The sequence below is a fragment of the Nostoc sp. DedQUE04 genome, from assembly GCF_034530995.1.
In the GTDB taxonomy this organism is placed as follows: Bacteria; Cyanobacteriota; Cyanobacteriia; order Cyanobacteriales; family Nostocaceae; genus Nostoc.
Map to the genome: position 1 here is coordinate 13,434 of NZ_JAVRCA010000014.1, position 12,792 is coordinate 26,225.

At 42.9% G+C, this 12,792-nt stretch carries 11 protein-coding genes and 1 tRNA gene; 7 read left to right on the plus strand and 5 right to left on the minus strand.

Going from position 1 to position 12,792, the window contains the following annotated elements:
• Nucleotides 1–228: 228 nt before the first annotated feature.
• Nucleotides 229–1,842 (minus strand): mechanosensitive ion channel family protein, encoded by a 1,614-nt coding sequence (locus RM049_RS12340; protein ID WP_322704444.1) that lies wholly within the window; start codon nt 1,840–1,842, stop codon nt 229–231.
• A gap of 434 nt (nt 1,843–2,276) precedes the next feature.
• Between RM049_RS12340 and ahcY the strand changes: the two genes are divergently transcribed.
• Nucleotides 2,277–3,554: an adenosylhomocysteinase gene (gene ahcY / locus RM049_RS12345; protein WP_322704365.1), complete on the plus strand. Its 1,278-nt coding sequence runs from the start codon at nt 2,277–2,279 to the stop codon at nt 3,552–3,554.
• Between the two features lie 624 nt (nt 3,555–4,178).
• On the opposite strand, the gene RM049_RS12350 is transcribed toward ahcY, so the two are convergent.
• Nucleotides 4,179–4,307, minus strand: coding sequence for a hypothetical protein (locus RM049_RS12350; protein ID WP_322704366.1), 129 nt, complete (start codon nt 4,305–4,307; stop codon nt 4,179–4,181).
• 373 nt (nt 4,308–4,680) lie between these two features.
• Between RM049_RS12350 and RM049_RS12355 the strand changes: the two genes are divergently transcribed.
• The 3 genes from RM049_RS12355 (at nt 4,681) to RM049_RS12365 (ending at nt 6,952) form a co-directional block, all read left to right on the plus strand.
• A complete protein-coding gene (locus RM049_RS12355; RefSeq protein ID WP_322675109.1) occupies nt 4,681–5,076 on the plus strand; it encodes a hypothetical protein in 396 nt (131 codons plus the stop codon).
• A 363-nt stretch (nt 5,077–5,439) separates the two neighbouring features.
• Nucleotides 5,440–6,189 carry a hypothetical protein gene (locus RM049_RS12360; protein WP_322704367.1) on the plus strand — a complete coding sequence of 250 codons (750 nt, stop codon included), beginning with the start codon at nt 5,440–5,442 and terminating at the stop codon, nt 6,187–6,189.
• Nucleotides 6,190–6,490: 301 nt separating this feature from the next.
• A complete protein-coding gene (locus RM049_RS12365; protein ID WP_322675107.1) occupies nt 6,491–6,952 on the plus strand; it encodes a cupin domain-containing protein in 462 nt (153 codons plus the stop codon).
• A 201-nt stretch (nt 6,953–7,153) separates the two neighbouring features.
• On the opposite strand, the gene RM049_RS12370 is transcribed toward RM049_RS12365, so the two are convergent.
• Complete coding sequence (locus tag RM049_RS12370; RefSeq protein WP_322675106.1) at nt 7,154–8,434, minus strand: ribulose bisphosphate carboxylase small subunit; 1,281 nt, start codon at nt 8,432–8,434, stop codon at nt 7,154–7,156.
• Between the two features lie 459 nt (nt 8,435–8,893).
• Entirely contained in the window at nt 8,894–9,151 is a 258-nt protein-coding gene (locus RM049_RS12375) for a hypothetical protein (RefSeq protein WP_322675105.1), read from the minus strand.
• Nucleotides 9,152–9,540: 389 nt separating this feature from the next.
• Here RM049_RS12375 and trmFO point away from each other — a divergent pair, with 389 nt between their 5' ends.
• Nucleotides 9,541–10,857: an FADH(2)-oxidizing methylenetetrahydrofolate--tRNA-(uracil(54)-C(5))-methyltransferase TrmFO gene (gene trmFO, locus RM049_RS12380; protein WP_322704368.1), complete on the plus strand. Its 1,317-nt coding sequence runs from the start codon at nt 9,541–9,543 to the stop codon at nt 10,855–10,857.
• Nucleotides 10,858–10,948: 91 nt separating this feature from the next.
• Here trmFO and RM049_RS12385 read toward each other — a convergent pair whose 3' ends face one another.
• Nucleotides 10,949–11,239: a hypothetical protein gene (locus tag RM049_RS12385; protein ID WP_322675103.1), complete on the minus strand. Its 291-nt coding sequence runs from the start codon at nt 11,237–11,239 to the stop codon at nt 10,949–10,951.
• A gap of 159 nt (nt 11,240–11,398) precedes the next feature.
• Here RM049_RS12385 and RM049_RS12390 point away from each other — a divergent pair, with 159 nt between their 5' ends.
• Nucleotides 11,399–12,586 carry a murein hydrolase activator EnvC family protein gene (locus tag RM049_RS12390; RefSeq protein WP_322704369.1) on the plus strand — a complete coding sequence of 396 codons (1,188 nt, stop codon included), beginning with the start codon at nt 11,399–11,401 and terminating at the stop codon, nt 12,584–12,586.
• Nucleotides 12,587–12,630: 44 nt separating this feature from the next.
• Nucleotides 12,631–12,703: transfer RNA gene (locus tag RM049_RS12395), tRNA-Arg, on the plus strand.
• Nucleotides 12,704–12,792 lie beyond the last annotated feature (89 nt).

The window sequence follows — 12,792 nt, forward strand, 5'->3', positions numbered from 1 at the left end:
TATAAGGATTTATTAAGGCTTAATGTCGGCGATCGCACAAGATTGGGGATTGGGTACAAGAGGCAGAGGAGCAAAGGCGGACAGAGGCAGAGGAGCAGAGGGGAAAGACTTACTGCAACTTCTCCCCTGCTCCCCCGGTTACTGAGCGTAGTCGAAGTATGCTCCCCTGCTAGGAAAAGTCACCGTTTAGTCGCATCAACTGAAAAATGCGGTAATGAATCTAAATTTCTAATTAGCTTTGCCATTACTCGAAAAATTTAACGATTGCTCGTCATTGACCCAAATTGCTTGTTGAGGTACAGAGATGGATATTCCAGCTTCGTCTAAGGCAACTTTTAGGCGGCGGCGAAACTCGCGTGCTACATCCCATTGCTTGAGGGGCAGTGTTTTAATCCAGACACGAATAATCAAACCGCGATCGCCAAATTGATCTATTCCCAAAACTTGCGGTGGTTCCAAAATTTGACTCTGCCATTGCATTTCTTGATTCATCTTATCGGCGATAGTTGCAATCAAGTTCAAAGCCTTTTCTGTATCGGCTTGGTAGGCGATGGGAATTGTTAAATCGGCTCGCGACCAACGACTAGAAAGATTGGCAACAACTTTAATTTCACCATTGGGGATCGTGATTAAACGCCCTTCAGAATCCCGCACTTGGGTCATCCGCAGATTCAGAGTTTCTACTAAGCCTCCCACGTTCCCCACATTAATCACATCGCCTAAAGCATACTGGTCTTCTAAAATGATCAAAAAACCGTTAATCGCATCTTTAATTAAGTTTTGCGATGCCAAAGACAATGCAACACCAACTAAACTCGCACCCGCTAGTAAGGGAACGATATCTATCCCCAAGGATACCAGCGCGATCAAGAAACCTACTCCTACCCAGATCACAGTAGTGATACTTTTAGTTACACCAGAAAAAGTGGAAACACGCAGTTGCAACCGTGCAGAACTTTCTGGAGTGAGGAAAGCACCACTGCTAATCAGTGTGGAGGCGAAGCGGTCAATCAGGGCGTAGGTCAAACGAATTGCTACATAGGTTGCCAAGGATACAACACCTAATCGCACAGGAAACTGGGCGGCTGTGAGAATTGCTACCTGCAAACCTCGTGTATAGGGAAATAAACCCAAAATAAAGAAGCTTCCACCTCCCCAAATTCCGGCTTGACTGAGCTGAAACAATCGTCTCTTGGCTTCTTGGAGATGTTGCTGTTGCCGTTGATTTAGTTGTGTTGTAATTGCTTGATCTGTTGGTTTTGAGTAGTTGAAGAGTTCTCTTTGGGGTTGAGAGGCAATGGAGTTTTCTAAATTCTTTTGGGAACGCCGCTGCCAGCTATATACCCCCCAACTCATAACAATCATTGCTAGTCCGATACCGCCAGCAATTTTACCTTGGTCGATTAAAGATTGAATTTGCCTTTCTTGCTTGGCTTGTTGCAAGTCTTCTTGTAATGATTCGGCGACTTGATTTGCCGATGTCGATATATCTACCTGTCGCAGTTCCGCATCTTCCGAAGTAACGGTCATCAGATATTGACCGTTGACATAAATTACTGGTAATTCGTTTACTTTGCGAACTTCTACCTTGACTGGTGTTTTTGCTGGTGATTGAAAGTAATTTTGACCAATTTTCTGCAACTTCTTTTGAATATCTTCTGAACGCTCAGGAAAGTTGGTTCTTGTTGCCGCTATTTGAAATAACCGACGACCATCTAAATAAATCCAGCCCGAAACAACTCTGTTATCTGAATCATTACTAATACTGCTGGGAGCTTGCAGTTGCGGTAACAAAGGTATCTGGGCCGTGGCTTTTGGCACAGATACAATGCCTATAGCCATTGAACTAGCGATGCCTACGGCGGGCAAAGCCAACGCCAAAAATTTAAAGCGCACTCAAACACCTCCTTAAGTAAAATCTATCAATTACTACTTTAACTATCCTGCTTAATTCCTTTGGGTAGATGTACCTATCTAAAGTTGAAGTTTTCCCTTGAGTTGATGAAAGTTTGATGTTTTTTCGTTGTCTTCTATCTTGAGACAGATGACGAAAATCAGGATTTCAGCCTGAAAAGAGTCTTATGCTTACCAAAGATAAAACAAAAAGGAAGAAGCTGAAGAGGAAGTTGACATTCCGGCGATCAAACGTCAAGCTAGTTTTGAGGATTCTTGACTAGTGATTTGCTTTCATCCAAGCAAAAATCGCCAATAGTAGAATAACCTAGTAGAGTGCGTAAAACTTACGTAGCTTTTTTAATTTTTTGAGGTAACTTTTGATGACCGCAACTTCTCCCCGATTAAAGCACGAGGTTAAAGACCTCGGCCTAGCTGCCTTGGGAAGACAGCGCATTGAATGGGCTGGACGCGAAATGCCAGTTTTGAAGCAAATCCGCGATCGCTTTGCAACCGAAAAGCCCTTCGCTGGTTTACGCCTTGTAGCTTGTGCCCACATTACAACCGAAACAGCACATTTGGCGATCGCTCTGAAAGCCGGTGGTGCAGATGCGCTATTAATTGCTAGCAATCCTTTATCAACCCAAGATGACGTAGCCGCTAGCCTCGTCGTCGATCATGAAATTCCCGTCTTTGCTCAAAAAGGCGAAGATAACGAAACTTATAACCGCCACGTCCAAATAGCTTTAGATCATCGCCCCAACATTATTGTTGATGACGGTAGCGATGTGGTTGCAACTTTGGTACAACAACGCCAACACCAAATTGCTGATTTGATTGGTAGCACCGAAGAAACCACCACTGGGATCGTGCGGTTACGCGCCATGTTTAGAGAAGGCGTTCTCACCTTCCCCGCAGTCAACGTCAACGACGCTGACACCAAGCACTTCTTTGATAATCGCTATGGTACTGGGCAATCAACCCTAGATGGCATTATCCGCGCCACCAATATTTTGTTGGCTGGTAAAAACATTGTTGTCGTCGGTTATGGCTGGTGTGGTAAAGGTACAGCCCTCCGCGCCCGTGGGATGGGTGCTAACGTCATCGTCACCGAAATCGACCCCATCAAGGCAATTGAAGCCGTAATGGATGGCTTCCGCGTCCTGCCAATGGCTGAAGCTGCACCCCAAGGTGATATATTTATCACTGTGACTGGTAACAAGCACGTCGTTCGCGGCGAACACTTCGATGTCATGAAAGATGGTGCGATCGTTTGTAACTCCGGTCACTTTGACTTGGAACTTGATTTGAAATACTTGGCTGCACAAGCTAAAGAAATCAAAGAAGTTCGTCCTTTCACCGAAGAGTATAAATTGAAAAATGGTAAATCAGTTGTCGTTCTCGGACAAGGACGCTTGATTAACCTAGCTGCGGCTGAAGGACACCCCAGCGCGGTAATGGATATGAGTTTTGCCAACCAAGCTTTGGCTTGCGAATACCTGGTGAAGAATAAAGGTAAGTTGGAACCTGGTTTGCACTCAATTCCGGTTGAAGTCGATCAAGAAATTGCTCGGTTGAAGTTGCAGGCTATTGGTATCACGATTGATAGCCTAACACCCGATCAAATTGAGTACATCAATTCTTGGACAAGTGGAACTTGATACATTGATTAGTTGATTTTTTAAGGGATAAGCCCAAAAGCTTATCCCTTTTTTTTGTGTTTTGCGCATACTGCAAGCGTAATCCGCAAAGTGCAAAAGCTTACTTAACGTGAGTTCGATGAACCTCTCCCTCACAACCTCCCTCTCCCACGGAGAAAGGGAGGAGCAACGATAAATTAGGGTTTTGGCTCCCCTCTCCGACACGGAGCTACGGTGTACACACAAGTCCTTCTCACCCCCTCTAACTCCCCCGATGCATTGGGGGAGAACCGGATATTTATTTCCGCCCTTGACAAGCTATGGTGTATACACAAATTATCGAATCGCTACTAGTCCTCGAATTACCCCACCCTAACCTCCCCGTATGTATTGGGGAGGGAACTAGATTTTCCGGATTCCCCCCTTCACAAGGAGGGATTAAGGGGGGTGATTCGACTTGTGTATACACGGTAGCTTTGACAAGGGGGGACTAAGGGGGTAAATCCAGGGTTTGGGCTTGATTATCAAGATGTGTGTACACGGTAGCCGACACAGAGGGAGGTTGTCCGGGAGAGGTTCATCGAACTCACGTTAAATCTTGTGTTTCCTCTAATCTATCTAACCATCGTTGACTTTCTTTTTCTTCTATTTGTCGTTGAGGCGTTTTTTTGCTATTCCTAAATCTTCTATATCTTTAGCCCAAACTTGTTGATTAAATATTCCTAGCGGCACTTTGCTTGTATTGGCTGCAAACGTTGTATCTGAGTTTTGCACTTTGTACTTCTAGATTCTGTCGGTTGTATTCGCATCAATATTGCAATATTCTTCATCAAGATTGCCATATTAATCATCAATATTGCAATGTTCCTCATCAATATTGCAACGTTCTTCATAAATATTGCAATGTTCCTCATCAATATTGCAATGTTCCTCATCAACATTGCAATATTCCTCATCAACATTGCAATATTCCTCATCAATATTAAAGCAATTGCCAAGAAAAACAGGTAAAAACTGGAAATATAGAGAAATTACCCAAATTGATTGGAATTTTTTTAACAAATATAATGATCGCTAATTTTACTGAACCAAAAAACAGCTTGAGTAAGCCAAAGTAGCTTTAGAAACCTCTCTAAGGAATATATTGATGTCCCGTAAAAAACGTACATCCCGTGTTCTCGAAAAAGCTGAGTTGAGATCCGCTGGACTAAAAGCAATTGATTCAAATATGAGTTTTGGTGATGATTGCGATTTGCAAAATCTGAGTCAAGCAATTGAACAGCTAAGAACCATGCTTGATGCTTATAACACTGCGTTAACTGTAATTGATTCTTCTAAAACGAAAATTGATGCGATGGAGAAAACCCTAAGTAATCTTACAGATAAGATGGTCAGAGGGGTTGCTTTTAAATATGGCAAAGATAGTAGCGAATATGAAATGGCGGGTGGGGTTCGCGAGAGTGAACGGATTCGCAAAAGCAGATTGAGCCGCTTGAAAGCTGCTGGTGGAGAAGCATCAGATAAAAATCCTAAAACTACCTAATACAGCCCGGATAAAAGCATAAAACAGCAGGGAAAGCAATGTTCTTACAAGGGATGTAGAGAACGAACAAAGGTACTTGGCTGATTAAAATTATTTTCTCAATTATTGCAATTGTTTATGGTAAAGCATAATCTATTGCAATTTTTTATATTTACTAACGGTCTTTGATAAACAATAATTATATACAGCTACTATCATGCATCATCATGCATATTAGATCGGGTATTTTATAGTTATATTTAATATTTTAGAATACTGAGACTCTTGCTGCATAGTGTTTTCAACCATTTTACTTGTCTAAATACTGATTAGAGTTTATAGTGATACGGTGTTTTCCGTTCCTTGTCTCGGCAGATTCATAACATGATTTATTCTGGCAAATTACACAAGTATTTTGCGGGCATTTCTTTGTCTGTAATTTTAGTAGGTGACTTAGTTTTCACACAAAATACTGCTCCAGTTTTAGCTGAAACTATAAATACATCGGTCGGCGAACCTGTGACATTCAGTTGCAATGATAGTGAAGCGACAATCGCAGCTAAAAATGGCCCCAAAGTAGCTAATGGATCGGCAAGAATTTACATTGGTTATCAGCAATTCTCAAATAACAAAAACCCTATAACTATCCGCTTTAATAATGGGATAAAAGCATGGTGTCGTGATGATTACGAGACAACAGGCGATGATGGTACAGGTTACGGATTGTATTGGAATGGAAGTGATGTTTTATATGGCATTTACTCTTCTACAGGCAGTCAGACAGGTAACAATTTTAGCCGTTTTGCCAGTGGTCGGTGGTTGTCTAGCTATGGTAATGGAGGCGGGCCAAAAGTCGCAGTGATAGCCCGGATTAATCCAGCTAATGGTCAGGTTGATTATGCCACATTTTTATCTTCTAAAAAGCCAGATAATGGACAAACGAACTCTTTACTCGTTCAGTCTCTATCATGGAATGGCGCAAATTTGACTGTGAAAGCAATGTCATGGTGGAATCCCCGTAACACCTATACAAATTCCATGTATTGCACTGGTTCATCACCTTATCAATACACAGCCGCGTTTACAAGCGATTTAAGAACGATGACCTCAGCTTCAGCCAGTACTTGTTGGTAAAAGGAAAAATTTAGCTTTCAAATTAAGGAAACATATTGTTTCCAGTTGTTTAAGAATTAACAACAACCCTGGCGAATCGAATTTACAACCTTAAATCCCCAACTTCTTATGGATTTAAGGTTTTCTTGTTCTTCGCAAATGATTTAAAATTGACTTTGTAAAAACAGCGATTCATCGCGTCTCTTGCCTTAACCGAATTGAAAGTAACGCTTCATTTAGGCACACGAACGAAGTTTTGCGTCAATTCGTGCCCTAGACACAATGGAATAGCTATTGCTCCAGAATTCCCAGAGGTACCAACATGACTGTTATCACTCCTGATAGTCTCATCGTGGAAGAAAGCCCCTCTCACGCCGCGCATAAACCAAATCGTATGCTCTGGATCAGCGAAGCAGGAGGACTTACCCAGTTCGGCGCGTTCATCGAAGTCTTGCAGCCTGGCTCTCGTTCGTCAATCAAACATTGGCATAGTGCTGAGGATGAAATGGTCTATGTCCTCGAAGGCGAGATCGTGCTCATCGAAGGAGACGCAAAGACTGTACTACGTCCTGGCGACGCCGCAACTTTTCAAGCAGGAGTGCCGATAGGCCACTTTCTCGAGAATCGTAGCTCCAAGGCAACGCAATGCCTGATAGTCGGCACTCGAGCGGAAGTAGACACAATCACGTATCCTGACCACGATCGGGTTTGTCACCGTAACCGATCGCTGCCAGACGACATTTGGACTAACGGCGCGGGAGAACCTGCCTCGAGTCCCTACTAGAAATGATTGCTGGATGCTTTTTGTACGCTGCGCGTACGGCTGTGTAGAAATGCCCAACAATGTTCTCGCTAGGTGCACTATCAAAGCGTCGCCTAACAAGTTGCTGCACCGGAACGCCACAAGTTGGTCGGTTGAGTTGCCAAGGTTGTCTGCGTCCGGTGAGTTTGGTCGTTAAACACCCAGATTTTGCTGCATCTGTTCCTAATTGTTCCCATTTGGACGCTGAATAATTGTCTCCACCACACGCCGCTTGGCTTTGGGATCGATACCTACTAAGCGCACATACTCACCGCTATATTCTGCCAGAGTTGCCTCCAAATTTGAGATGGCATCAGTCTCAGCATCAATGTGGCTATGAACACAAGTTTGCCAAGAACCTGTGCGGAAGCGGCGCTCATCTACGTGTTCAATACTAATTTTGTAACCTTGAGCCAATAATTCCCTAATTTGAGCTTGTGTATCTAGAGTCAAATGTGGACTGGATGCTTCCTGTTTCTGAAATCCATTTGTTTTTACTTCTTGGGTTGGGCTATTTAACGGCTGACTAATTGGTTTAATTGGTGTTACAACAGCAGGTGGTGTGGATTGAGAATTTCTACCTCGATTGAGACGATTGTAATCATCAACCAAATGGGAATTTTCTACCCGTTTTTGTTCGCCAACCAGGAAGTTTCCAGACTCGATTAAGTGAGACAGCCTGAAATCTGGCTTTTGAAATTCTGGCGGGCCTTTAGCGCTGTTAACCACACTCAAGGATATCTGCTCAAAACCTACTTTATGAATGTAGTTGCGGATTTGTTCGTCATAAATGCGCGATCGCAAAGCGCTAAAAAAGTCAATGGACTGATTGACAAAAGTATCAACTAGCTGTTCAACTTCCTTCTGTGACAGTCCATCCGCTTCAAAAATCCCCTTGACAATTCCCACCTTATCGTCTCTATCTGGTTCCCAGTAGAATTTCTCCATCCGTCCATCCCGAATTAACGGTGCATAGAGAGTAGAAAAATCATTACCTGTGACAATAATCGGCACGCGATGTAAAGGTGTGGAATCATAGCTTCCCGGCAACTGCACATCTGTGGGATTATCAGCAATATTCATCAGTGTGGCATTCACCAACTGCGTGTTTACAGTATATTGAGTCCCTTCATCAAAACGTCCAGCACCGGCATCTAAATCGTTAATCATCAGTACACACATTTTGCCGCGTACTTTGATCAGTTCTGCTGTTTCCCGATAGCGCAACCGAATCAACCGCGCTGGATCTCCCGCATCTGGACTTTCTAATTCGCCACCAGATATGTTAGTGACTTCGATACCCATTTTCTCGAAGACTAATTGACATTGAAATGTTTTACCTTCTCCTTTGCGTCCATGAATACCCAGTATCACGGGAACTCGCACGCCAGGAAGCTTCAGGAAATTTTTGGTAATGTGGACAGCAAGTTTGTCCAAAAAGCGGGGAGCGATGTAGTAACCCATGAGTTTATGTGATGAAAAATTAACACTTCTAAGGTTAATGTTAATTTTTTTTGGGGATAGCGATCGCTTTTCTTTCAGACAAGCTTGTGTTTGTTCATCGTGTTGGGTTGATTAGACATCTTGCAAAAATAACAAATGCCAGGATATTGGGGTGCATGTTAAAGGTTAAAGGGTAAAGGAAAATTCCATACCTTTACCCTATTACCCCTTCCCCTTTTCCCTACAATGCCAAGAAGTCTATTGTCTGTTACCATTGAACACGCGCCCAAGCATGGAAGGAGTGAAAACTGCTGTTATTTGGTAGTGCCAAAGATTTGATTACAATATCAAATGACTTTGATAAGCCATTTGTATAATTTCAGGATTATTTAGATTAACCTATTTTTGAGAATAGAGCGTGTTTTCAAACACGCCCTAGTATTGCATATCGCTACAGTTAATAGAAATCGTTTGTATTTACTACGTCTCATTAGCCAAAATTTCTTTTAAAGCAGACAACGCCTCTACTGTTAATGTATTTGGGTTGTTAGGATCGTCAGGCAATATAATACCGCGCTTTGCAAGAGCAGCAATAATCTTAGGGTTTAGTAATACTGAATCAGCAGGCGTTGCGCCACCGTATACACTTTTCAATTCCCGATCATCTGTTATTTCTTCAATAAACATAACTGGAGCTTGATTTAAATCGACGTTATCTTTGATTTGGTTTTTAGTCATAAATCACATCCCAATTACGCATTGTTAGCTAATTATTGAATGCATACTTAATGTATCATTTGGAAAAAGCAAAAATCAAGGGTTGATATCGAAAAAGCCTACTTTTATAACTAATTTTGCTAATTTTTGGATTAATGTAATAAGGCAAGGGCTGAGGACGCGATCGCACTTCTTGGCAGTGTACCAGTTAACAAATGTTTAGCCCAACGCTGTCGGTGGCTTTTCATATTATGGCAAAAACGATTGTAAAAAACCTTGAGAGTGTAGTCTCAACGTTACAATTGGCCCAATACTTTATTTGCACTTGTTGTGGTTTAACATCACTTTTGATTTAATTTTACTTCTGTAATGCTGATGGATACTTATAATATAGGAATTAAAATTTAACTATGGAAACACAACCGATAGAAGTAATTGGAGGTGGACTAGCTGGGACAGAAGCAGCTTGGCAAATAGCGCAAGCTGGAGTGCCAGTAATTCTGCATGAAATGCGTCCAAAGCGATTTAGTCCGGCTCATCATACAGAACATTTAGCAGAATTAGTGTGTAGTAATTCCTTTGGGGCAATGGCAAGCGATCGCGCGGCGGGATTATTGCATGAAGAGTTACGCCAACTCGGTTCGATTATCATCTCAAAAGCTGATGAACACGCCGTGCCGGCTGGTGGGGCGCTAGCCGTAGACAGGGGAGAATTTGGCCAAGATTTAACTAAAACTTTAGCGAGTCATCCTTTAGTTGAATTCCGTCGGGGTGAAGTGTCTGCAATTCCTGAAGGGATTGTGGTTTTAGCAACCGGGCCTTTAACTAGTCCCGATTTAGCAGAAGATTTGCAACGCTTTACGGGGATGGAATACCTCAGCTTTTTTGATGCAGCCAGTCCGATTATCGTCGGAGATTCGATTAATCGTGACATTGCTTTTATGGCATCGCGTTATGACAAAGGTGAAGCTGCTTATCTCAACTGCCCAATGAATAAAGAGCAGTACTTGCACTTTCGGGAAGAACTCTGTAAAGCCGAACAAACAGAACTCAAGGGCTTTGAACGAGAAACGGCGAAATTTTTTGAAGCTTGTTTGCCCATAGAAGAACTAGCCCAGCGCGGGGAAGATACCATGCGTTACGGCCCCCTAAAGCCAGTGGGATTGTCAGATACTCGCACAGGGGAACGTCCTTATGCTGTAGTGCAGTTACGACAAGAAGATAAAGCCGGTCAACTGTGGAATATGGTAGGATTTCAAACTAATCTGCGTTGGGGCGAGCAAAAGCGAATCTTTCAATTAATTCCCAGTTTAGAAAAAGCAGAGTTTGTCAGGCTGGGAGTGATGCACCGCAACACTTTTATTAATGCTCCCCAATTAATGCATCCTACCTTGCAATTTAAAGAGCGTCCGACATTGTTAGCGGCTGGACAATTGATTGGTACTGAAGGTTATACTGCTGCGGCTGCGGGTGGTTGCTTGGCGGGAATTAATGCCGCGCGATTAGCCTTGGGTAAAGAAGCTTTGGTTTTACCACCAACAACAATGATCGGTGCATTATTAGAATTTATTAGTTCCGCTTCGCCGAAGCATTTCCAACCAATGCCGCCAAACTTTGGAATTTTCCCCGATTTAGGAATGAAAATCAAAAGTAAACCAGAGCGTTATGGACGTTACCGCGATCGCTCTTTAACTGATTTGGCAAACTGGAAAGCTAATCTTAATTAATGGGCATTGGGCATCCCTTCGGCTTCGCTCAGGGCAAGTGGGCATTGATTATCCCCCTTGTCCCACCATTTCCCCATCTCCCCACCTCTATCTATTTTTTAATAGTGACTAATCCATGTATGCCAAGCGCTGTAATTACACCTCCTAGCAATCCCCAGGTACCATCGGCAAATACGTTAATGCGATGAATGTAGGTGCGATGATAGGCATACTCTAACTGTCTATCATTTACTATTCCTCCGACCTCTACCACGTTTTCCACATAGTTTTCAGCTTTGATCAGTGCTGCATAATCGAGATTAAACCAATACAACGATACTCCCACCACCGCCAAACCTGGAAAAACTAAGGTAATTAAAAGAATTGCTATGCGTGCGTTCATACATCTCAGCCGCTAATAAACCTGCTCAATGCTGACATACTTAGAATCCTTGTGTTACAACTTGGCAGGCCAATTTAATAATGCGTTGGAGTGAGTGAATCAGATTTTGGGAATAATCCTCATAGTGTTTGAAAGCATCGTTTTAGTTAGGTTCGCACTATGAGAGGGCGATTTCTAGAAAAAAAGCAGATTTATTGCTGTTTATCTATTGCATTTTGCTGTATTTTGTGGATATGTTTAGCATTAATTCCAGCCGACGCAACATCTACAGAGTCTATTGATACTCTGCGACAACAGCAGCAACAAATGAACCAGCAGCGTCAGGGTGTAGTTGGAGAGCGCGATCGCTTAATAAATCTCCAACAAGAGGCCCAAAAACACCTGACTGGTTTAAAGCAAAATCTGCAAACGACAGATAGCTATCTTCTAGAGAGCGAATCACGATTACAACTTGCTAGCCAACGCCTCCAGCAGTTAGAAGCTGATTTAGATGTGGCAGAACGTTCATATCAGGAGCGGCAAATTGCAACAGTAGCACGATTGCGTTATCTCCAGCGATCGCCTGCTTTTGCGGGATGGGCAGTTTTGCTCGAAAGTGAAAATATCAGCGACTTTTTCAGCCGTCGTCATCAGTTGAAGTTAGTGTTTCAAGCAGATCAGAAAATTTTGGTAAAACTCAACACCCAAGCAAACTCGATCGATAAACAAAAAACGGAAGTAGAACAGCAAAAAAACGAAATTGGTTTAATTCGCGAGCAACTGTTGGCACAAAAAGCCGATTATCAAACCCAGGCGCAATCACAATCAGAATTGATTCAACGCCTGAATAGCGATCGCCTCGCCTTAGAAGCTGCACAAAATCAGCTAGAAAGAGAATCCAAAAATCTGGAAGTTTTGATTCAACAAAAGGTAGCAGAAGCCCAAGAAAAAACCAACAGCCGAACAGGTATCATCATTCGAGGAACTGGTGTAATGGCATATCCCAGCGATGCTTCTACTAGCAGTCCCTTCGGTTGGCGGGTACACCCAATTCTTGGCTATCGTCGCTTTCATGCCGGGTTAGATTTTGCCGCCAGCTATGGTAGTAAAATTCGGGCAGCCGATTCGGGAACAGTAATTTTTGCTGGCTGGTATGGTGGTTATGGCAGAGCGGTAATTATCGACCACGGCAATGGTATGACTACACTCTACGGGCATACCAGCGAGTTATATGTTTCTGAGGGACAAGCAGTTGAACGCGGACAAGCGATCGCAGCTGTTGGTTCCACAGGTTTCTCAACTGGCCCCCACCTCCACTTTGAAGTTCGTCGCAATGGTACACCCGTAGACCCAGCTAATTATCTTTAAAGCTGCGAATTTTATCACAGACGTGCTATAATATAGAAGATTAAGGGCGCGTGGCTCAGTGGATAGAGCAACAGATTCCGGTTCTGTGGGTCGGGGGTTCAAATCCCTCCGCGCTCGTTACCTTTACAGACTAACCACAAAATCGAGAGCTTATTTTCTCTCATAGGATAAACCTAATTTATCCTATGAGACAGAATCGGAATGGA